The sequence below is a fragment of the Roseateles sp. GW821-FHT09B06 genome (assembly GCF_059418245.1).
In genome coordinates, this window is the sequence record NZ_JBWKPM010000029.1 from 1 (window position 1) to 21,930 (window position 21,930).

The 21,930-nt window shown below is 62.7% G+C and carries 16 protein-coding genes; 7 read left to right on the plus strand and 9 right to left on the minus strand.

Annotated elements, in window-relative coordinates:
• Positions 1–594 precede the first annotated feature (594 nt).
• Together AC07OQ_RS20135 and AC07OQ_RS20140 are read right to left on the minus strand one after the other, a co-directional pair.
• Positions 595–1,356 (minus strand): hypothetical protein, encoded by a 762-nt coding sequence (locus AC07OQ_RS20135; RefSeq protein ID WP_495054927.1) that lies wholly within the window; start codon positions 1,354–1,356, stop codon positions 595–597.
• A 59-nt stretch (positions 1,357–1,415) separates the two neighbouring features.
• Positions 1,416–1,976, minus strand: a complete 561-nt coding sequence (locus AC07OQ_RS20140; RefSeq protein WP_495054928.1) for a hypothetical protein — start codon at positions 1,974–1,976, stop codon at positions 1,416–1,418.
• Between the two features lie 153 nt (positions 1,977–2,129).
• Between AC07OQ_RS20140 and AC07OQ_RS20145 the strand changes: the two genes are divergently transcribed.
• Positions 2,130–2,381, plus strand: coding sequence for a helix-turn-helix domain-containing protein (locus AC07OQ_RS20145; RefSeq protein ID WP_495054929.1), 252 nt, complete (start codon positions 2,130–2,132; stop codon positions 2,379–2,381).
• Between the two features lie 37 nt (positions 2,382–2,418).
• On the opposite strand, the gene AC07OQ_RS20150 is transcribed toward AC07OQ_RS20145, so the two are convergent.
• The 5 genes from AC07OQ_RS20150 to AC07OQ_RS20170 form a co-directional block, all read right to left on the minus strand.
• On the minus strand, positions 2,419–3,903 hold the full coding sequence (locus AC07OQ_RS20150; protein WP_495054930.1) for a hypothetical protein: 1,485 nt from the start codon (positions 3,901–3,903) through the stop codon (positions 2,419–2,421).
• Positions 3,900–5,066 (minus strand): ParB/RepB/Spo0J family partition protein, encoded by a 1,167-nt coding sequence (locus AC07OQ_RS20155; RefSeq protein WP_495054931.1) that lies wholly within the window; start codon positions 5,064–5,066, stop codon positions 3,900–3,902. Before AC07OQ_RS20155 ends, AC07OQ_RS20150 begins: the two co-directional genes overlap by 4 nt.
• 230 nt (positions 5,067–5,296) lie before the next feature.
• Positions 5,297–5,926 (minus strand): hypothetical protein, encoded by a 630-nt coding sequence (locus AC07OQ_RS20160; protein WP_495054932.1) that lies wholly within the window; start codon positions 5,924–5,926, stop codon positions 5,297–5,299.
• 12 nt (positions 5,927–5,938) lie between these two features.
• Positions 5,939–7,012: an AAA family ATPase gene (locus AC07OQ_RS20165; protein WP_495054933.1), complete on the minus strand. Its 1,074-nt coding sequence runs from the start codon at positions 7,010–7,012 to the stop codon at positions 5,939–5,941.
• 13 nt (positions 7,013–7,025) lie between these two features.
• On the minus strand, positions 7,026–7,607 hold the full coding sequence (locus AC07OQ_RS20170) for a hypothetical protein (protein WP_495054934.1): 582 nt from the start codon (positions 7,605–7,607) through the stop codon (positions 7,026–7,028).
• A gap of 125 nt (positions 7,608–7,732) precedes the next feature.
• Here AC07OQ_RS20170 and AC07OQ_RS20175 point away from each other — a divergent pair, with 125 nt between their 5' ends.
• The 6 genes from AC07OQ_RS20175 to AC07OQ_RS20200 all read left to right on the plus strand — a co-directional run bounded on the left by AC07OQ_RS20175 (position 7,733) and on the right by AC07OQ_RS20200 (position 19,317).
• A complete protein-coding gene (locus AC07OQ_RS20175) occupies positions 7,733–8,098 on the plus strand; it encodes a helix-turn-helix domain-containing protein (RefSeq protein ID WP_495054935.1) in 366 nt (121 codons plus the stop codon).
• A 95-nt stretch (positions 8,099–8,193) separates the two neighbouring features.
• A complete protein-coding gene (locus AC07OQ_RS20180; protein WP_495054936.1) occupies positions 8,194–9,696 on the plus strand; it encodes a DNA cytosine methyltransferase in 1,503 nt (500 codons plus the stop codon).
• A gap of 24 nt (positions 9,697–9,720) precedes the next feature.
• A complete protein-coding gene (locus tag AC07OQ_RS20185) occupies positions 9,721–11,841 on the plus strand; it encodes a hypothetical protein (RefSeq protein WP_495054937.1) in 2,121 nt (706 codons plus the stop codon).
• A gap of 146 nt (positions 11,842–11,987) precedes the next feature.
• Complete coding sequence (locus AC07OQ_RS20190) at positions 11,988–13,346, plus strand: hypothetical protein (RefSeq protein WP_495054938.1); 1,359 nt, start codon at positions 11,988–11,990, stop codon at positions 13,344–13,346.
• On the plus strand, positions 13,343–18,862 hold the full coding sequence (locus AC07OQ_RS20195) for a putative type IV secretion/conjugal transfer ATPase (RefSeq protein ID WP_495054939.1): 5,520 nt from the start codon (positions 13,343–13,345) through the stop codon (positions 18,860–18,862). Before AC07OQ_RS20190 ends, AC07OQ_RS20195 begins: the two co-directional genes overlap by 4 nt.
• A gap of 11 nt (positions 18,863–18,873) precedes the next feature.
• Positions 18,874–19,317: a very short patch repair endonuclease gene (locus AC07OQ_RS20200; RefSeq protein ID WP_495054940.1), complete on the plus strand. Its 444-nt coding sequence runs from the start codon at positions 18,874–18,876 to the stop codon at positions 19,315–19,317.
• A gap of 10 nt (positions 19,318–19,327) precedes the next feature.
• Here the strand turns inward: AC07OQ_RS20200 and AC07OQ_RS20205 are convergent, their stop codons facing one another.
• Positions 19,328–20,206 (minus strand): HNH endonuclease, encoded by an 879-nt coding sequence (locus tag AC07OQ_RS20205; protein WP_495054941.1) that lies wholly within the window; start codon positions 20,204–20,206, stop codon positions 19,328–19,330.
• A gap of 34 nt (positions 20,207–20,240) precedes the next feature.
• Complete coding sequence (locus AC07OQ_RS20210; RefSeq protein WP_495054942.1) at positions 20,241–21,887, minus strand: hypothetical protein; 1,647 nt, start codon at positions 21,885–21,887, stop codon at positions 20,241–20,243.
• Positions 21,888–21,930 lie beyond the last annotated feature (43 nt).

Below are 21,930 nucleotides of genomic sequence, written 5' to 3' on the forward strand. Positions count from 1 at the left end.
CTGAGCCCCAGAGGCACTAACAAGGGTGGGTCAAGATTGGATGGAAACGGTGGGTCAGGATTGCGCGGGAATCAACAGGGTAAGGCAATTGAGCTGTACGCGGGGCTGATCAACTAAGCGACTGGACCCGCTGTAGCGCCGACATTGCGCAATGTGTCGCCGCGAGAAGGCAAGGCCGACCAGTGCGGCTGGCGGAAGGCTCATGCTTGTCCTACACGCTAGTAGAGTTTTGCGCAGTTTCCACGACACACGCAGTTGACGCGGCTAGTAGTCTTCAGCGCATGGCGGTGCAAGATCGGCGAGGCAGTTGCCCTGGCCTGCCTCAGGACGTTCCGCGTTCACGGCGCAAGCGCGCAAGTGCGGCTGTTGCGGATGCAAGCGATGACGCCCTTGCCCCGCCCGTGCGTTCAAGTTGAATATGCAGTGCAGTATTCAAAACGACAGCCACTTCGTCTCGGGCATCGACGTGGGCTTTCGACGCCAGCCCCGATTTCTCGGCGGTATCGGGACGGGAGGCTGCGCGTTCTCGGCTTTTTGACATGGAAAAGTCTGCAGTTGCTCGTGGCCGTTTCTGCGTAGAAAGCTTTGCTCAGGTTACAGCTTCGGCGCTCCGGGCTGGATCTTCTTGTCCTGCTCCTCCCTCTGCGCCTTACCGAAGTTGTCACGCGCCGCCTGCTCCAACTTCAACGAGCGCATCAGCGTGTCGTGGCTGGTGAGGGCCAGCGTGTGGCTCTCCACCAGATCGCGCCGCGCGCCCATGCCGGACGACTCGGTCACCATGGCCCAATGGCACCGGCCGTTCGCCCGAGTCGGTTCCCCGCCGGGGCCGCTTCCGGCCGTTTCGCAACCGGCCGGATTGATCCGCGCATAGCTGACGGATCCATCAACCAGCGCCGCCATCGCGCCATACAGCGTCTCGCCCGTGCCGCCGAACTGCTTCGTCACATTCGCCTGCACGAAGCCGTACTTCTTCTCCAGCGCCGCCCTGAGATCCTGTTGCCTCAGCTTGCCGTCGTAGACAACCTTGCGCCTGATATAGAACGCCTCCTGCGTCCCCGCAGTGAATGCGATGGTGATTTCGTCGGCGCATTTGGCGGTCAGGGACCTGACATCCACGGGGCGGTCGCAGGTCGAGAGCGAAGCAACTCCCTGCTTGTTGCCAGGGCCGGCCTTGTAGTGCATCTTGGCGATGACCGCCGTCTCGGCGCTGTTCTTCTTCAACGCAGCCAGCACCTGATCGGGCGACATGCCGAACCGGATACCGACAACGTCAACCTCTTCCATGGTCGGCAGCGCCGAACTGGACTGGACCGTCAATCCGATGGCCGAGGCCAGCAGCACCTTCGCAAGCTTCATGAAGTTTCCTCGTATTGAACTCAATGTTTTCGATTGCCGTCCTTGCTACTGACCGGCCATCACTCACGCTTGGCATCCATGCCGATAGCGGCACGGCGATGGCTGACGACAGGCAAGCCGGCGCGTTGCCGCCATGAGCGAAGCCGCTCGGACGAGACATCGAAGCTTTGTCGATAGAGCAGGCGGCCATGCGCAGTCATGCTTGCGGCGACCCGAGCAGCCTCTACATCGCCTTCGTCCGCCAGCGCGGAGAACAGATCAAAAGCCTCGCGCCAATGGCAGCGCTCGTAGGCGTCCCAGGCCGTGGCGAGCGGCGCGCTTGTGGTCGACGACGACTCGGTCCCTAGTCCATCCATGGCGCTGCCGTTGAGGTCCGGGTCGGCGTCCCGCTGCGCTGAGCTGGCGGCAGCCAGCATGCCGACATCGGACGGCCGCGGCTTGATATCACTGACCGATCCGTTCAGATCCGGATCCGTGTCCCTACGCGATGCGAGCGCCGCCGCGTCCCACTTCGTCGCTTTGTATTTCGGCGTCAGCTTCGGTCCGGCGTTGACGTCGGGTGCGAGCCCAAGGCCTGTCATGCCAATGATGAATCCCGCGAATCCAAGACGAACTGCCATGTTGCCGACCTCCCCAGGTTGGACGAGTGATGTCAAAGCCCGCCCCAGGACAGATCGGATTTGCTCAGAGGGTCAGGCCATGCTTTTTGCTGGATCGAGTTGTACCATATATGCGGGTGCATTTATGCGACTTGAAGCCGACCATTTCGGCGGATGCGCAAAGCCCAAGATGAACAAGTCGTGAAAGCAGTGGCGGCCGAGATCAAGGCTCGCCGCGGACGCATTTCCATTAGCCAGGAGGAACTGGCTCATCGTGCGGACGTGCATCGGTCCTTCATTGCACGGCTCGAAGTGGCGCAGACGCAGCCGTCGCTCGCCGTCCTGATCCGGCTCGCCGATGCACTGGAAGCGGACCCCGCCGACATGGTCCGCGCCATCGTCGAGCGCAGCGCGCACGAGTCGTGAGCCCCTGCGACGCTGGGCTGCTCCTTCTTCCGCCGGCCTACCGCCCCAACTTCACGGCGCTCCGTGACCGCTTGGTCGCCTCCTTGACCTGGTCGAGCCCCGCCGTCGAGGCTGGCCGCACGGGACGGGCTGTCTTCAGCGATTTCCGGTCAATGCCCGAGGCCCGCGCCTTGTGCGAGCGCTTCCCACCGGAACCCCAGCGCTTGCCGTACCACCTCACCGTCTCGGCGCTGCTCTCGCCGATGGCGCCCGCGATTTCGTCGGTTCCCCAGCCCTCGGCCCGCAGGTCCGACACGAGCGCGTGGCGGAAGACGTAGGCCGATAGCAAAATGTCGTTCTTGCGCGGAGGATCGTGCCGCGGGAACAGCTTCTCCGACACGCGCCCGAGAAACGACCGCAGCGCGTCCGCGTCAGCCGTCACCGTCAAGGCGCCAGCCCGGCTGACCTTCTCGTAGGCCCAGTGCGGCAAGACATCGCGCGCCAGCTCGAACTGCCGCCACGGCTGCCCGGCCCCTTCGCGGACCTTGCCACCCTGGATGTGGACCTGCACTTTGTCGCCCTCCATTCGCATCGTGACACCCTTCTCGAGTTCGGTCGGCCGCAGCCCGGTCGCGCTCAGCAGCATGCAAGGCATTGCGTACTGGTTCGAGTTGGCCACAGCGTCCATGAAGCTCTCGCGCCAGCCCATCGGCAGGCGACTCAGCATCCGGCTCTTGGAGCTGGCCAGTTCAGGCTTGCCATCGACCGCGGCCAGGCAGACATCCCTGTCGAGCAGGAAGGCGTGCGCCAGGACCGGCAGCTCTTGCTTGAGCTCCTTCACCACAGCGGGTCGCAGGCCCAGGAAATCGGGCTTGCCCTGCAGTGACTGCAACACTCGCAGGCTGCTGCGCACCGCATCGACTGCTCGTTGGCGAAGCGCTGCCCGCATCTTCCTGAAGGTCTGGTCCTTGGCAGCCCAGCTGCCCATCACCCGCACGAGCCGCTCGCCGTAGCTGCCCTGGACATCTTCCATGGCCTCGTCCACCAGCAGTTGCCTGCGCTCGTAGTCCTCGAGTGAGGATTTCTTCGGTTGCGTATCCTTTCGCTGGTCGCGTGTGGCATCGACGGCGGTGAGCAGCGTCTGCGCTGCTTCGATGACGCCGTCCATCGTGTGCGGTATTGCTTCGTTGACGAATACAGCTTCGATCGCGTTGCGCATCGAGACCGACGCCAGCGCCACCCCGGCGAGCTTCGCCCGCCTGTTTGCTTCGCAGGCTGCAGCTGGCATGGCCCCGGCCGCCGGTGCTCCCGCACCGACAGCCGACGCCTCGCCACCCGCATCCCGCTGCGCGAAGCCCCTCTGGCTGTGCGCACCAAGCCCGTTCGGGCTTAGTGCGTGGGACATTACCGAACGAGGCGTTACTTCACAGTAACTTCCGTCCGGTAATGTCCTGGCGGACTCTTCGCGATCGATGGCATTCGTTTTCGTAGTGGCTACGACAGCGTTGGTTTCTTCGTTGTCGTTCTGCGTGGCGGCGTTCATGCGGCCTTCTTCGTCGGGAGCTGCGGCGCGGCCTGCGTGCCTTCGGTGCCCGCTTCGGCTATAGCGACGACGCCTGCCGGCTCCACCGCCGCTTCCTTCGGCTTGGGCTGCAGCTTCAGCATGAAGCCATGCACCATGTCCAGCAGCTTGCGTCGCTGCACTTCCGACATCGAAGCCCTCAGCCGGATGGCAAGCGTGCCCTGTGCAGACAGGGCCCAGTCGCCGACCGGATCGCCGTAGCAGACCAAGGGATTCGGCGGCGGGTCGGTCGGCACTGCTGGCTCGGCACCTGTTTTGCACGGTGCAAAACCCTCACCGCGCTCCTCCTTTGCTACCGCCGCGCCCTTGTCGGCAGCTTTCGTTGCTGCCTCCACCGCGGTCTTGTAGCGCTGGATCACCTCGGCTCGCGTCAGCGGCTGGGCCAGCTGTTGGATGGCCTCTGCCTCGCGCAGGATCGCCTCGGGCTGTGCAAGCCAGGCATCCTTCAGCACCTTGATGTCCTGGATGCGGATCTCGCGTGGCGAGGCGAACGCCGCGATCATCGTGTCGGGCAAGGCCGCCAGGTCCTTGGCCCGGCTGACCTTGGAGCCGCTGATGCCCAGTAGCGCGGCCAACTCACCCTGAGTTCCCGGCTTCAGCGTTGCCATTGCGTGCTTGAGCTGCTGGCTGATCTCGTAGGCCGAGAGCTCTTCCCTGCCCGTGTTTTCGCGGATGCGTTCGATGCAATCGGCGGCCACTGGCGTCTCCGGCCCGATGACCATGGCATGCACCATCAGTCCCTCCAACTGGCAGGCTCGCAGGCGGCGCTCACCGAAGACCAGAAGGTAGTGACCTGGCTCGCCCTCGATCTCCCGGACCAGGATGGGCTGGGAGTTGCGTCCGGCGGAGGAGATGTTGATGCGCAGTTCCTCGAATCGCGGATCGTCGACAAAGTCCTTCAGGCGGTTGAAGACGTCCGGCACGCGCACCTTATGCGGGTCGAGCAGGAGGATGCGTAGCGGGGTCTTGGGCAGGCCCGGCTTGCGCTGCGGCACGCTTGGCGCACCTTGCGCACTTGGCACGGGCGAGCTCAGGGTCTCCGAAGGCAGGATGATGTCCACGTCATTATCCAGCGCAGGGACGTCGTGGGCAGGGTCGATCAACGACGAAGAAGTCGTATCCATAGGAAGCTCCAGAAAGGGATGCGAGGGGAAGCCGGTGCTGAGTAGCACCGGCGATGCTGTGAGCCGCCGGAATGCCGTCGGCTCCTCTCGAATGGACTGCTGGGCAGGAGCCTCTCGCGCCGTCCTCGGCGCGGGCTGCCACTGCCTAGTCAGCTCGATTTCAATTTAGCAATTCGGATCTCGTTTTGGGGCGGGCCGGGCTCGTTTGACCCCAGCTCATTTGGACGAATTCAGGTGGCGCGAGGTGGCAGTGAGCGCTGCACAAGCTGCAGTCGCTCGACCCAGCGACAGAAGCTGATGCCATCCATGGAGACAGAGGCCATGCCGTCCGACGCCCCCCTGCGGCGAGCGGTTCGCAGAAAGTCCTTTCTCAGGACTTCGGGCACGCGCCGCACATCGTCAACACGGCCTCCGATGACGATCAGGCCCGGGTACTTCACCGCGTCCTCGATGGCGCGGTGCAGCAGCTCCGGCGCCGCGCAGCGCGCGCACAGCACCGCGGCTTCGGCCATGTCGAATTGCCGCAGCAGCCCGGCCTTGCCGCACTGCCGGCAGATGAAGCGAGAGCGCTGCGCACAGCGGCGTGCGATGCCGGTCAGGACATCATCGGCCCAGGGCATGTCCAGTTCGAGCAGGCCGTCTGCCCACTCGGCGCTGAGGTACCTCAGTGGGAATTCGCGCTCAGGGGTTCGAGCGTTGACCAGCTGTCGTACCGTTTCGCGCCAGAGCTCCTGCCAGCCGGGCGGCATGGCGCCGTAGATGTGGGCGGCGATTTGGAGGGCGTCTTCGGTCGACGTTTCGTGCGCATACCACTGGAGGCTGGATGGCGTTGAACTGACATCCGTTGCACAGGTATCCATGAACGAGTTCTTTCAGACGAAGCCGATCCGCCGGCGTGCCGAGCGGTGACGTAACGGGAGGTCGTCGACGCGAATCGTCGAACGGCCGGCCAGCGCTGCGGCGCCGAGCGCGCTACGGAGGACGCGTGCCAGGTCGCGCGGGACGGATCCCGCCAGGAAGATGGCGACCGCGGCAGGCAGCTCGGGATCGAAGTGAGCGGCCCAGCCGCCTTCGCTGACGATGTCGCGGTACACCGTCGAAGCGATCGCCTGCATCTGCTCCGGCGTCGGCGGCGGGATCTGGAACTGCATGCAGCGCGAACGCAGCGGCTCGGCAATCAATCCAGCGTCATTGGACGTACAGATCCAGCGTAGCGCGCTCATGTTGAGGGGCATCTGTAGGCCGTCGTCCACGTAACGAACCGCAGTGCTCGCTTCCAGCAATTCGAGCAGCGGCAGGGTCGGGTTGTGATGGGCATCGATGGCAGCCTTGTCGAGTTCATCGACGACCACGACCGCATCGGGTGCACCGCACTCCACCACCGAGCGCACAAGATAGCCCGGCCCACCGCCGCTGTACTGCGCGTTCAGGCCTCCCAGGCTGAACGAAGAGGTCGCCTGGGTCATGCTGAACTGCAGCATCGGCGCTTGCAGCACTGCGGCGAAGGCTCGCGCGAACGCGGACTTGCCGATACCAGGCGGCCCATCTAATAGAAGAGGCGCCAGCACCAGCGGCCCGCCAGGCGACAGCCGCGCCAGGGCCGCAGCACGCCGCACGTAGTCGGCGACCGGGGCGAAGTTGGGGAACTTGTCGGTCAGCGCGAGCAAGTCGCTGTCGGCCGGCGAGGGACTGCAGGGCCAATCCGACACGCGCTGCGCCAAGTCCCGGATTAGCTTGCGGGCGTTTGCGCTGCCGTCGCCTCGGTCACCCGACCAGAATTTCTCAAACCGGGTCAGGTCAGCGGGGTCGTAGAACTGGACGGTGTGAGCCGCCGTCACAGCACGCTTTTCGTCGTCGGGGCTGCACTGGGTGGCGGCCAGGATACTTTCTACGTAGAAACTGAGCTGGGCGCGGTCGGCGCTTCGAGGGGTCTCTCCCATTGCCATGACTATCTCCGCCTCAACTGCGCTTCAGATCGGACATGCGCTCGTAGTACCACTCGCGCAATTCCCAAACCTCCGGCGGGCATCCGCGCGGCCCGGTATGACGATGAATGTCGCAGCGTTCTCGGAATTCCGCAGCTAAGGCTGCCTGTGCCCGCTTGCGGCGCAAATGCTGGTACAGCCGCTCAAGTACCGTGAACGCCTTGATTCCGTCATAGATGAGGCTGTGACAAGACCTGTTCTGATTTGGTGTGGGCTTAACGCTGTAGAGCCGCCCGGCAATGCCAACAGCCCACTCGAACTCTTTGAGCAGCAGTTCATCGTTCTGCGAGACGTGCAGCCGAAGCCGATAGGTAGGACGCCGGCCACTAGCGCCATACGTCTGACGCGCGATATGAATACAGCCCTCTCCGTCCAGGACCCCGGCAGCCCATCCCAGATCGGCTTCGTTGGCATGCCGTCTCTGAGATACGGGACTTAGCAGTCGAACCGTCTGCAATGCCTTAGGCCCAACATCTTGAGAGGGCCCGGAGCCACTCGCGGTGACGCCGGAAGCCGTTGCCGTTGGCTTTTTCATTCTGTTGACAGTCTTGCGCATCAATCTCCCTTCAAGATCAGAAGTTGCGTATACGCATCATGCGCAATCAATAGGATATTCGCAAGAAATCAAAGGACTGTTGATTCATGAAGTCGCGTTTACGCAACAAACTAGATTCATAATGCATGAGGCACTACCAACGTGAGACCGCGATGATTCGCATCCGACTGGCTGAATTGATGGCCGAACACAGCTTCCGCGAGGGGCGTCGAGTGGAATGGCGAGAGGTTGCCGAGGCCACCGGCATCCACCGGGCCACCTTGTCAAAGATGGTTTCGTCGATCGGCTACAACGCCACGATCGCCAACATCGATCGGCTCTGCCGCTACTTCCACTGCACGCCTGGGGACCTGCTGGCCTATGTTGCTGACGAAGAAGCGCCGGCAGCGGTCAAGGCTTCGTTCAAAGGGCCGAAGGCAAACACAGAGGCTGCCAGCGCCGGCGCGCGAGCGCGCCATGCAACAAGGAAGATGGTCGCGTCGTCGAAGTAGGAGCCTCCGTTCAGCTTGCTCCTAGCGCATCCATGCCCTGAAGGCGGGGAGAGAGGAAGCACTGCCTCGAAGAGGTGGCTCACGTCATGAGCTAGATGGCATCCAGACTCAGTGCTGCCACTGGTAGCCAGCAGGCAACGGCCACTGGATACCTTGTTCGCGTCGCAGCCGGCGAGTGCCAGGCCGACAAGGTAAGCTTCGTCATTTTGCGCGGGCCGTGGCTCGCAACAAGTACCGAGAACGAGATTGTGCTTCGATTTGTCGACCTATTTTCAGGCTGCGGTGGGCTGTCGCTCGGTCTAACCTCCGGCGGCCACCAAGGACTCTTCTCGATCGAGAAGGATCCGATGGCATTCGCGACATTCAAGGCGAACCTCATCGACGCGTCGCGCAATGGCCTGCGGCGTTTCGAGTGGCCGGAATGGCTCCCGAAGCAAGCTTGCGGGATCGACGAACTCCTGGACGCCCATAGGGCCAAGCTCGAGTCGCTCGCGGCACAGGAGATCGACCTGATCGCAGGCGGCCCCCCCTGCCAGGGCTTCAGCTTTGCGGGACGCCGTCAGGCAGACGACCCGCGCAACCAACTTTTCACCAAATACCTGGAGGTCGTGAAGATCGTCCGGCCGACCGCCGTCCTGCTTGAGAACGTGCCAGGAATGGGCGTTGCACATGGCAGCTCGCCCGCATTCAACGGAAAGCCGGCGAGCAACACCAAGGGATCCTTCCTTGAACGGCTCGTCGGCGAGCTCTCAATGGTTGGCTATGACGTGGAAGCCAGGATCGTCAACGCAACTGACTACGGCGTGCCGCAGAAGCGCGCCCGACTCATCGTCGTCGGACTGCTCAAGGAACGATTCCGGCAGGCAACCGTCGAGCCGCTTGCCGCCCAGGTCTTCGAGCGCCTTCGTTCGCATCGCGAAGCATTCCTGTCCAGCCTCGGACTGTCAGCCCCAGTGACCGCAAGCGAGGCAATCGGGGATCTTTCGATCTTCGGCCGCAACGGGACGATCTGGGACCTCAAGGAATGCGAGGATCCCGCGTCCCCGCGAGGATTCCTCGAAGTAGCCTATGACGGCCGTCGCTCGCGAAGCAACTACCAGGTATTGATGCGGCGCGGCATGGGCCAAGAGCCCATGGATAGCATGCGCCTCGCGCGGCACTCCGAGGAAGTCCGGTCTCGATTTTCGGAGATCATCCGGACTTGCCGGCAAGGCGTCCGCATGAGTGATCAGGATCGCGCCACGTTCAAGCTGAAGAAGCATCGCATCTATCCGATGTCCGCGGACGAGCCAGCGCCTACGATCACGACCCTGCCAGACGACATCCTCCACTTCGGCGATCCCAGGATCCTCACGGTGCGCGAGTGCGCCCGCCTGCAGTCTTTCCCGGATTGGTTCGTGTTCAAGGGGAAATACACGACAGGTGGTGACCGGCGGACCAAGGAGTGCCCCCGTTACACCCAAGTTGGCAACGCGGTGCCGCCACTGCTCGGGCTAGCCCTGGGCTTGGCGCTCGAGTTCGTAATCAAGAAGCACAAGCTGGATCTGGAAGTAGACCTCAGCCAAGAATCAGGAGTCGTCGAGGCGCAGGCGGCTTGATAGAGACAAGGGAGACGACGGGAAATGACCGAAGACGCGAACAAAGCGAACGAGCCGGCATTCCCGGCAGGACTCCGGAACTGGTCCGGCAACCAGGCCGGCGGGGTGAGACGGCTCTTCGAGGAAGGAAGCGGTCGTCCTACGCGCGATGTCCTGCAAACTCATTTGCTAAGGCGCTTGCATGCCTGGACACAAGCGATTGCTAGCCGACCAGACCAGACGCCGGGGATCGTCCTCCTAGTCGGCGGGCCTGGGAACGGCAAGACGGAGGCAATCGAATCGACCATCGAGTGGCTCGACCACCAGCTGGGGTGCAGCGGCGCACTGATGGCGGCACTGCGCGAACAGTTGCAACCCAGCGGCACAAAAGCACTCCAGCGCGTCGCGCGGGCCAGCGTTTTGGGCTCGAAGTCCACGCGCATGCACAGCATCACCATCGTCCAGGATGCCTCGCTCGAGCCCGATCCGCACAGCTCGAGAGCTGCGCTGCTGGTGGGGGAGCTCGAGGACGCGTTGCGCGGCGCGCTCGAGGGAGACATCTACCTTTCCTGCGTGAACAGGGGTGTGCTCGACGACGCAATGGTGCACGCCACTGATCATGGGCCGAAGGATGTCCAGACGCTCCTCGCTACCACGATCAGGGCAGTCGCACAGGGTGCAGGTGCAGATGCGTGCTGGCCTCTCCAGGCGTATTCCAGCGTCGCGGTCTGGCCGATGGACATCGAATCGCTGTTAGTAAAGACGCGTGACGGCGACCCCGCGCCAGCCTTGACGATACTTGTCAAGGCACTGGACACAGGCTCATGGCCAGCATATGGCCAATGCGAAGCGAAGAACTTTTGCCCGTTCTGCCGAAGCAGGCAAGTCTTGTCCACGGGTGACACAGCTTCAAACCTCCTGACCGTGCTTCGATGGCACGAGCTGGCTACGGCCAAGCGCTGGACATTCCGAGACTTCTTCACGCTCGTCTCGTTCTTGCTTTCGGGGCCAGCAGTGGAGGGCGCGGGGACATCCAACCTCAGTCCTTGCCAGTGGGCAGCGAGGCTCGTTGACCAGGACCAGTCCCGGCTTGGGTCAAAGCCCGACCCCAAGCGGTCGACAGCCATCTACACCCTCGTCGCGCACCAATACCAACACCAGCTGTTCGGCAGTTGGAACAAACGATCCGCGCGGCGCCTCTATGGAGACATCAAGGAGGTTGGCCTGGACCAGAACCACGTGGCAATGGGCCTTTACTACTTCCTTCGCGCAGGCGGAACGTCCAGGCCACCATCGATGATCGAGGGCCTGCTCGAGGGCTTGTGCGATTCGTTGGACCCAGCACTGGCCGACCCTGCAGACCAGGTGCAGATCAACGCCTCGGAACGACTGACGCTCCGGGAACTGGATGCATACCTAAGCCAGTCTGTCCGTGCCGGCCGGGACGTATTGGTGAAGCGTCGGTGCATGTCGCCAGCCGAGGTGGAACTGCTGGGGCGGCTCGCCGATCTCGACCGCGAGCTATCGACTCCGGCGCTCCGTCGTCGGCGGCCAGACGCTGCGACTCGCATCCAGCACGCCCTGAGGGACTTCGCCAGCCGCTTGGTGCGCCGCACCTTGGGTACGAGATCGGCGGTTACTCGTGACGCCACCCTCTTGAAGCGATTCCAGGGCATCGCTGAGGACCGCGGGACATCGCAAGGAGACGCATTGCTGCGCGCAGCGCGAGATGTTCAACGGCTCTTGAACACTGGCGAGAAGTTCGAAGTGCCCCTCACGACGACCTTTGGCCAGCCAGCCGCACCGGCAGCCCTTCGCGCATCCCTCGTGACCAGCAAGCAATCGATCAGGCCGCTGGAGGACGACACCGCGGATCGACCTTGGTCATCAACACGGTACCTGAAGGTAGGCAAGGGCCAACGCGAACATGCGATTGCCCTGACCTTCGAGCTCTACTGCGCGATCGAGCTCATTTCGGCCGGCCTCTCGCGCGCATCTCTGCCTCGGGAAGTGAACGCGCTCATTGACGCGACCAAGGCGACGCTCGCAGGACCGATCGTCCGCGACGAGGACAGCCTCGCGGACTCGATCATGGATCTCGGCGTGGCCGGGCTCCAGATCGAGATGATGGGTGGCCGCTTCTTGACGATCGAGGGACGCGAATGACTACGTGGGACAGATTCCTTGAGTCTCCGTGGCAGACCGATCATGCATGCCTCGACCAAGCGGACCTGGCGATCCATCCTGCGCCAGAGTACGCAAGTTCGGAGGTTCTGGTCGCGGCACTCTATCGCCGCATAGGGATGCCGGGCATGAAGGAAAAGGATGTTCCGGTCTCGGGCCGGGAACTGATGAGGCGCCTCGAGGCGCACAAGCGGCCGGACGGTGCAAGCCTCGGCGCCGAGGCCTGGTCACGAGTCCTCCAGGGCGCAGTGCAGAGCCCGAAGTTGCCCAACCAGTCCCAGAAGCGATTCCTGCAGCTGACTCCCCTTGTTCCAGAGGCTGCTCGTGTCTCCGGGAGCGCGCGCCTTAGCGGCCAACCATGGTCGCCGGGCAGCCTCATCGAGCGAATGGTGACGATGGGGTCGCCGTCCCGGGTAGAGGCGGACGCCCTCTGGCAGGAGTTGTTCGACGCGCTAAGCGTGAATAGCTCGGACGATGTCTGGGCCCGGTGGCTAGAAAGCGAGCTAGTCGCATGGAGGCCAGACGACGCCCAGTGGGCATTCGTGCCGATGAAGGAATCGTCTTGGCCATCGTCGTTCCACGGCGAGACGCCACCTGAAGCCTATCCCGCACGACAGTTTTGCCGCGACCTCATGGCAGTGCTGCGTGTCAAGGACCAGATGACAAGACGGCAATGGATCACATTGCTTGAATCCGTGCTCCGGATCGGTGCCGCAGCACATGTACTGTGGCTATGCGAGGTCAACTGCCTTGGATGGACGCTCGTTCGGTCGGCCATTCGCGGCGGAGAGGCGCCGTCGACCATCTATCCCAAGCGGATCTCTTACTTCCGATATGGGACTGCTGCCTTGGAGCGGGCAAAGGAAACCATCGCCCGCTATCTCGACGCGCGGATGAACGTCAATGCCGTCCTGTGGGGTTTGGAAAAGGTCGGAGCCCCGTTCGAAAAGCCCCTTTCGACGCAAGACTCCTGGCAGGCGCTGCGCGCTGCTGTCCACCAGAACAAGGCTGCGCTGGTCGGATTGGATCTCGCCGGGAAGATGAACGAGCTTGGCGAAAGCGAGGCAAAGGTCTTGAATTGTTCAAGAGGCATCGGCATGAACATGCTCGAGTTCATCCGGCATGCGGCGGGACAGCGACAGACTGCCCAAGAGGTCATGCGGGGCTATGACCAGGGCTACTGCATCAGGAAGCGGTCCAATGATCCTCGTTCTCGATGGATCGTCGCCATGGGGCCGGTCGCAGTCATCGCCGTGGCTCATTGCTGCCTGTTCGAGACAGGTGGCCCGCGATCGGTCCATCGCCTTTGTGAACACTTGGCTCGCTACGGGATCATCATCGGAAGCGACGAGGTCGCCTCGAGTGACCTGGGGCACCAGCTCCGGCTGCTAAGCCTGGTACTGGACAGCCCGGATGCAGAGAGCGGGATGCTGGTGCTGCCGCCGTTTGACACGAGAGCCGCCGCCAGGCCTGGAGACCAAGCATGATCTCGTTGACTGAATACCTGGCAAGCCAGGTCCGAGCATTGGCGCACGAGCGCCTCGGCACGTCAGCCTCATCCCAGGAGGCCCGTCTTGTCTTTCGTGGACCGCCACTTGAACTCCTTGATCCGGTATTCGAGCTCTTGGTGTCTTCGGGGCCGGGCGGCGACGATCTCGGCTTGCCTGTACTTCTCCAGGTTCCAAAGTCGGAGCTTGTTGACCGGAATCCACCTGTAGGCTCCTCAGGAAGGTGCGACCACGGCCATTTGTTGACAGTCAGAAACACCCCGGCCTCGCCGAGCTTCCTAGCGCTTGTCCCGCCCGGCCAGCAGATGGATCTTTCAGTCTCGACGACGACGGAGGCCATCGGGGTCAGTGCATCGGCCAGCCGAGGGATGGCGACCTTCGAGGAGTGGTGGGCGGACTCCTTCGTGCAGAGAGTAGTCACGGACGGCATAGGCCACCTCGAGGTGCCTTCCGAGGCCGGTGGCGTGCACTTGCTCGTCGAGGCAGCAGCAAGAGCTGCCGACGAACTAGACCAGGACCGCAGTTCCAGGGCGGGCGCTTGGCGGGTTCTCGCTCGCCTGTTCGCTGCAAGCCGGCCGTGGGGCCAGGAATCGGCAATAGTTCGGGCATGCGCTGCATGCGGCGTTCCGCCTGTAGAAGGTCATGAAATACAAGCCGACCTCCAGAAAAAGGCACTGGCTTGTCTTGCCTTGGCGCTGGAGGATGGCTTCAAGGCGGGACTCGATCGCGCCACGGAGAACGCTGGAGACCAGGCAACACGCGACGCGCTGCTGCAATTTGGCGATTTCATCAGGCAGGCCTGCGACATCGCCTCCGCGTTTGGCCGTGCGCCCGCAGCCTACTACTCGACCTCGCTGGGCCCGACGCTGTCCCCGCCACCGGACTGGTGGCACTTGTTGACTGCAGAGCGATGGATTGAGCTGCTCGAGGAGTCTCGCCCCGAGAAGCCAAGCCTGGAGATCGAGGTGCTCAACGCCTTGACGCCAATCCGCATCGGAGGCGTCTTCATCGTCTCGAGCCAAGCCGACGTGAGGGTAAGCCACCCAGCTGCCACGGAGTCCATCGGCATCGTCCTTGAGCGCAAGGTCGGCAATAGCGCAAAGGGAAAGGACTCTCGCGAACTCGCATTGGCACCGAGTGGTGTCGATTGCACGTTCGATATTCCGAAGCACAAGGCCCCGGCGCGGGTCGTGGCGCTCGTTGAAGAGACGCAAGCGGCGAGCGCCAAGGTCTTGGCAATTGAATCGTGGGATCCAGGCATTCATATCCAGGCCCGCACGGCAAGCAAGATCACGCTCGCCAAGCGCCTGGCCAAGCCGACAGCAGGGAAGCCAGCCATCGAAACCACGATTGAACTTGACGGCCCTGGTCGCCACCTCCTCGACGTGTTCACGGCATCTTGGCTTCAGCTATCACCGAAGGCCAAGCTCTTCAGCAAGGACGCGGCAGGCCTGGACGGTGAGCTGGCGCTTGACGTACGCCAGGTCGGCCCCGGCCGGTTCACCGTGGAAGTGGATGCATCCTCGGAATGCAGCCTAAAGCTGGACATAGAGAGAAACGTGGCTGGTCGCGCCGTCCACGAAAGCTGCCTTGTCAATCTTCCATCAGTGGACGTCCGCGTCACGGGCTGCGCGAGCGAGTTCGAGCGCCTTGTCGGCGAAAACCGGCTCAAGAAGCGCGCCCTCGTGCAAGTGGACAGGATCGCGCGTTGCGCCGTCCTTGAGGGATGGATGCTTGAAGAAGCGACCTGCAGCGACTCCTGGCGGCCGATAGTCCTCGGCCCCGACTATGCGCTGGTGTGGTCCCGCTTGGATTGGTCATCAGAGCGTGGCCCGTTGGTGTCCAAGGGCCGCTTCGTCAGCGACCCTCGTCCTTCCCGCGGTGAGCTGAACCCGCCCCAAGCCTACATCGACGCCCGCCGTTCGATCCTTGCGCGCATCAGGGGCGTCGACAACGCCGGCCTTACCGCTCAAGCAGCGCTCGGACAGTGGCACCGTGACGACCCGGCGTTCAGGGAGGAGGTTGCAGCCTTTCTCGATGCATATCTTGCCTGGTGGGCCAACGATCGTGACGCCGCTTGTTGGTCCGACATCGTGGGCATCGCTTCCTACGAAGCCGGCGCCAAGACGCTTGCCTCGACACTCGACGCCGTCTTGCTGTCGCCCATCCACCCGTTGCGGCTAGCTTGGCACTGCGGGGCGCAAGAAGTCCTCCTGGGGGCCCTCGATAGCGCGATGCCTTGTCCGGCGGCGGCGTTGCTGGACCCCGACTTCGTGCCTGACTTCCTGTCGTTGGCCATCCGGGGACCCGACGGGGTCGAGCCGCATGCCTTCGTTGCGGTTGAATGCAGCTCAGACTATTGGTCTGTCATGTGGAATTCGCGCGCGCTTTCCACCATCAACGCACGCGCAAGACAGGAACCCTTTGGCAACGAGTTCGGCCTCATAGTCGGCGGATTGGCCAAGGGCTTCAGCCCAGCCCAGGTAGGCAAGGCCCTGGACGATGTCGCCTCGCTACTGCCAGCCAAGCCGCTCCTGAGCATTAGCCTCTCGTCGAGCGGCGCCGCAGTGGATTCCTGCAACGCAGGGATCTCCGACTGGAGCAGGCGGAATTTTGGGGAGGCCAGCGAGACCGGTGACTCGATGTTCAACCGGCTAGGCACTCGCTTGATCGAGGTTCATGACAACCGGCCGGAGGACGCTCGCCCAGACGAGCCCTCCCTGGCCAATCTCGTGGAAGACACGAAGGCTTCCGTCCGCTGGTACTTGCAGTCGAAGAGGACGAGCGGCGTTGACCTGGCCATCATCACGCAACTCGATGCCTCGCAGCCAATGCTCACTCCATCGGCAGAGCGCTCAGCGTTGTCCGCTGGAGCGCTTATCAGACATCGTGTCCGGCGGCAGCTGCCACAGGCAGGCCAGGCCTACCTTGTCGAGTCGCGCCAGTCAGCACCGCCGGAATCATGCGTCGAGGGGTTACTCCAGAAGGTCGGCAACGCAGTAGCAAGCATCGAGTCCGGGGCTGTCGGGACTCTCGGGTTCCGGTTCGTCCCTGACGTAGGAGCCATCAAGAGTGCACTGGATGACGACGGCGCCGATTTCGTCGCGGTCTCGTCTTCAGCAGTCGATCCGGGTTGCTTCGTTGGCGAATGGCTGACCGGCGCATACCTGTGGGACTACTCTCTCCCGTCGTACTCGCAGCGATCTGGCGACGTGGCGGGAAGCTACTTGATCTCCAGCATCAAGGACGTCGACAGGGAAGTGCTTGCGACGGTCGTTGCACAGCTGATGAGCGACGATACTTGGGAGCCCGCCAGGCTCGAAGGCTTGCTCCACGAGGTCGCCAGGCGCGGAATTCCCACGGTCAGGGAACTTTCTGGAGATGACACGAAGGCGTCGGGCGCACTGGGCATGTTCATCGCGGCACGCATACTCCAGGACGACTTCAGGCTGGGTGGCGGGCCCGGCGGACTGATCCCGGTCACAGAGGGAGCGAGTGCCGATGAAGCAAGCATCGCGCTGCTTATCCCGGTTGACCCCTTCAGAACTCACCTGGACGACCTCTCGCGCGACGTGCGCAAGGTCAAGGACTTGAGCGGCAAACGACCAGACCTGCTTCTTGCCACGTTCACGTTCAATGCCACGGGAACTGCCATCCGCCTCGTCCCCATCGAGGTGAAGTTCCGCTCCAGCGGCCAGATGTCGCGCGAAGAATGCAAGGCGGCGCTCGACCAGGCAAGCACGTTTGCGGCGATCTTCCAAGCCATCGCCGAAAGAGCTCAAAGCTCGTTGATGTGGGAGCTGGCGCTTAGCCAGCTCGTGCTGTCGATGATGGCTTTCTCGATGCGTATCTACAGCCAGAACAAGGCAATCGCCCAGGACGGCAAGGAATGGGCACGCCTGCACGAACGCTTGGCGCGCGCGCTTCTTGGCGGGAGCGCCAGTCTGGAGGTTGACCCTCGAGGACGGTTGATCGTCATTGATGGTTCGCCGAACACTGGACCTGCGGATCACGACGGCGACGGTTTCGATGAATCCGTCGTCGTTAGCCGTCTAGACGCAGCACGGATACTGTCCGGCGATGGCGAGCCTCTCTACGCCGCCATGCGGGCGAAGCTGGGGGCATGGGAGACCAAGCCGGCGCCGAAGGCGGCAACAGCCGCAACCTCGCGCCCGCAGGTCACTAGTCCAACCGATGAAGGTAGATCGACCACTCACTCCACGCCACCAAACGAGTTGAGCCCACCTAGCGGCAGGGATCCTGACTTTGGCCAGGCGTCCCCCACGCTTGATCGCGACGATCTTCCCGGCGCGGCATCCTCGGCTCAGCCGCAATCGACGGCATTTGATGCAGCGGCCGTGGGAGGAGGCATCATCCTTGAGCTGGGCACCACTGCTTCTCGTTTCGAGCAGGCTATGGTCGCCCTCAACTTGTCTGATACCCGCCTGAACCAACTCAACATGGGGGTCGTTGGTGACCTCGGTACCGGCAAGACGCAGTTGCTGAAGTCCATGATCTTGCAGATCACTCAGGCAACAGCCGCAAACCGCGGCATCAAGCCAAGGATCCTAATCTTCGACTACAAGAAGGACTACAGCTCGCCAGAATTCGTGCAGGCGGTAGGTGCTAAGGTCGTCAAGCCATTTCGCATGCCGTTGAACCTGTTCGACACCTCGGGAATGGAAGATTCAGCCGTTCCTTGGCTAGAGCGATTCAAGTTCTTCTCTGATGTCCTGGAGAAGATCTACCCCGGGATCGGCCCCGTGCAGCGAGACAAGCTCAAGCAGGCGGTTCGCCGCGCCTACGAGGCAGCGGGCGCGATGAACCGGATGCCAACGCTCGCTGACGTGGAAGCTGAATACCGGAGTCTGCTTGGCGGCAAGTCAGACGCACCCTTGTCGATCATTGGCGATCTCGTGGACTCCGAGGTATTCACTCGCGAGCCAGCAGCCGGAGCATCGTTTAAGGACTTCTTCGATGGAGTGGTCGTGGTCTCGCTCGCGGCCATGGGTCAGGACGATCGAAGCAAGAATATGGTCGTCGCGATCATGCTGAACATGTTTTACGAGCACATGCTCTCGCTGGTCAAGCGGCCCTTCATCGGCCGCGATCCGCAGCTGCGCGCCATCGACTCGTACTTGCTGGTGGACGAGGCTGACAACATCATGCAGTACGAATTCGACGTCCTTCGCAAGCTGCTCTTGCAAGGCCGGGAATTCGGCGTTGGTGTCATCCTGGCATCCCAGTACCTGCGGCACTTCAAGGTGAACGCCACGGACTACAGGGACCCCTTGCTTACTTGGTTCGTGCACAAGGTGCCGAACGTCACCGCGAACGAGCTTAGTGGACTGGGCCTCACTTCCGACCTTGGAGAGCTTGCTGAGCGCATCAAGTCACTGCCGAACCATCACTGCATGTTCAAATCACATGGCCCGGGCGCGGAGATCATCCGCGGCCTTCCATTTTTCGAGATCGTCGCGCGCACGGACGACTAGAAGGCCAGGCAATGGCAGACATCATGTCTCCGGAGCAGCGATCGGAACGCATGTCGCGCATCCGCGGCCGCGATACGCGCCCGGAGCTTGCTCTCCGGAGACTGCTGCATGCAGCCGGCTTTCGATATCGACTCCACCAAAAAATACCCGGCCGTCCGGACCTCGTGCTGCCAAAGTACAGGGCCATCATCTTCATCCACGGCTGCTTCTGGCACCGGCATGCCGACTGCCGCGTCGCGAGTACGCCCAAGAGCAATGTCGACTTCTGGACGAGCAAGTTCGCCCGCAACGTGGCACGAGACGCGATGGTCGAATCGACGCTCCGGCGTTCAGGATGGCGTGTGCTTGTCGTTTGGGAATGCGATCTGAATACTAGGGAGAAGGCGGCGGTGACGGCAGCGAAGGTTGGTTCGTGGCTCCGAGAGTTAGCGCCTGTGGCGGCCCCAACCAGTTGAGTCCGTCGCCCTACTGTCGCGCACCAGAAAGTCGAACCGCCTCTTCTCGTTCACGTATCTTGGCCAGCAGCGTGGACGCATGCATGGCCCGTTTCGCCGACAAGTGGAGCGCGCGGTGACAGTTGGGGCACACCGCGGCAACGTTGACAGGACTGTCAGGGCCATCGTCGGCGAGCCGACGCAAATGGTGCACTTCGAGATACGGAATGCCTGCATCGTTTTCAAACGGCGCCGCCGAGTCGCAGCATTCGCAGATGCCACCAGCCCTCGCAAGCGCGTAGCGATGGACGGCAGCACTCCTGGCCCGGTATTCAACCATCGAGATTCTTGTGGGCTTGGCGGTAGATGCGTCTCCGAGAAGCCTGGCCTGTAAGCTGGCGAGCGAGGGCTGCGCGCCACTGGCCTCCACCAAGACCAAGCCGGGCTCTGGACTCTCCGCGTAGCCATCATCGGCCGGGAACAAGAAGAATCGGATCAGTCGATCGCCTTTCCGGCTGCCCTCGTCGGGCGAGAAGAATTCAAAGCCCGCGACATTGAAGGCCCCGCGGAAGACGTAGAACTTCGCGTGCCCATGCTGCGCCTTCTCCTTCGCATTTGGCTCCCGCGTGGTGAAGAACAGCACCGACCGATCGCGAGCCGCAAGCTTGGCATTCGCGGAGTTTTCCAGGCGCTGGTCACCCGTCCTGCCCTGCCCGACGTAGATCCACGAGCCATCCTGTTGCTGCCCGTCCGAGTAGCCGGCCTTTTTCCCGTGCCGCCCACCCGAAGTACAGATGACGCAACCAGGCTCTCGTGGCCCCCACAGGACTCCCGGCATTTCTTGCCCGCTACCGAGGAACTCAAGCAGGGCTGCGCGACGGTACTCCTGCCCAAGGCTGAAAGGATGCACAGAGTTCCCTTTTGTCTCAATTCCTTGCCAGCAATTAGGCAACGTTGGGCAGTTCGCCCGGCATCGGTGCACTCATCATAGTTTGCGTATGCATGGCTGCATTTGCCCACTCCTCCGCGCTAGCCCAAAGCGCGTCGAGCGCCTCGAGGAGCGACGAGGTTGTCGGCTCGCCGGCCATGAATGCCGAGAGTGCGACCGTCCGGCGCCGCCCATCCTCAAGCAGCCTACCGTGCACCCCGGTGTCGCGCGCGCGCTCGTTCGTGGCAACAGCCAGCAGGCCTGCATTTCGCTTCGGAAGGGGGCTCTCAAACGCAAGCTCCACTTCGATCGCCGGCGTACGGGGAAAAGTCGGACAACGGCTCTGGCGAAGCACCACGACACCCTCGAGCCCGTTGCGGACAACGCTCGACGAAAGCTCCTCGGAGTACCGCGCGTGCTGGAGGCGAAGGCCCACGTCATCCGCGACATTGATCAACGAACTGATGCCAGGATCGGGCTGCGCTGCGACGCGGGAGACCGCGCGACCCTCCCAGCAAAGTTCCAGGTTCCGCGTGCCATCAGGCTCCCAGCGCGAGCTGACCTCGAGCGAAGCAGGTTCGCCGAGAAACCCGGCGAGCACCATCTGCGGCAACGCAAGGAAGGAATCCCTATCGGACTTCATGCTCGCGGGAAGGCGCACCAAGCCTGCACGGATTCCGACAAGCATGGCGGCGACGAAATACGTCCTCGATCCCAAGCCTGGCGTTCTCGCACGAACGGCGTCCAAAGTGTCTGGCTCAGGGTTCAGCAGGAAAAGCAGTGCTCCCCTCGGAATCGATGAGCCAGGCAAGTCGTCGAACGAGGCGTCCGGAAGCTCCCTGCGAAGGGCAACAATATCCTGGGCAAAGTGCAGGAATCGTTGCGCCTGGCTCGTTCCATTCGCGTCGCCCTGTTCGCCCAACGCCATGGCCAGCTTCTTCAGGAACGCCGATGCGCTGAATCCATCGGCCGGATTGGAAGTGGCAAGTGCCAGAACGATCTGGACAAGGAGCGACTTGTAGGCCGCCGCATCCGAGGCCGGATCAATCTGAGATGCGACACGCCAGGCAAGCCCCGCCAATGACGACGCATCCGAGAATCGACCATCGATCCCTGCAAGCGCGGAAAGCAAATGCGAGGATCCAGGTTCCCGGAGCGTCGTGAGGCTCGCGGCCCATGCGCCCGAACATCGATCCAAGAGCGACAGGCCATTGGCAACGTCTGCCTTCACGAGCTTGTCGAGGCCCGCGGTGTCGACGAAAGCATCTAGCTGCGCACGAGTCTCGAAACCTGGTTCGAACAAGCTTGCATTGACTTCAAGCGGAATCAATCCCTTCGGGATGTCAGCGTATGCAGAAGTCCTGGCCGCGAATTCCATGCGTGAGCGCTCATCGGCAAACACCAGCCTTCGTACAGCAGCGAGCGGGATTGCCGCCAAGTCGATGGCGTGACCCGGGGCCAACATGCGCAAGTCAATGTCGAATAGGACCACCGTGCCATAGGGCAAGTCTCCCGCGGCGCCAGCCAATGACGAGGCGGTCGGGGCATGCTCGTCCAGCACCACCCGCCCGGCAGCGACGTGGTGGTCCTTCGCAGCATTTTCTTCTGGACGTGGCGCGACAAAGCCGCTTGCCAAGCAGAGCGCCGCGTTGGTTTCGTGCATCGCGGCATATTGCGCTGTGACGTCAGCCGGCTTGGCCTTCGCC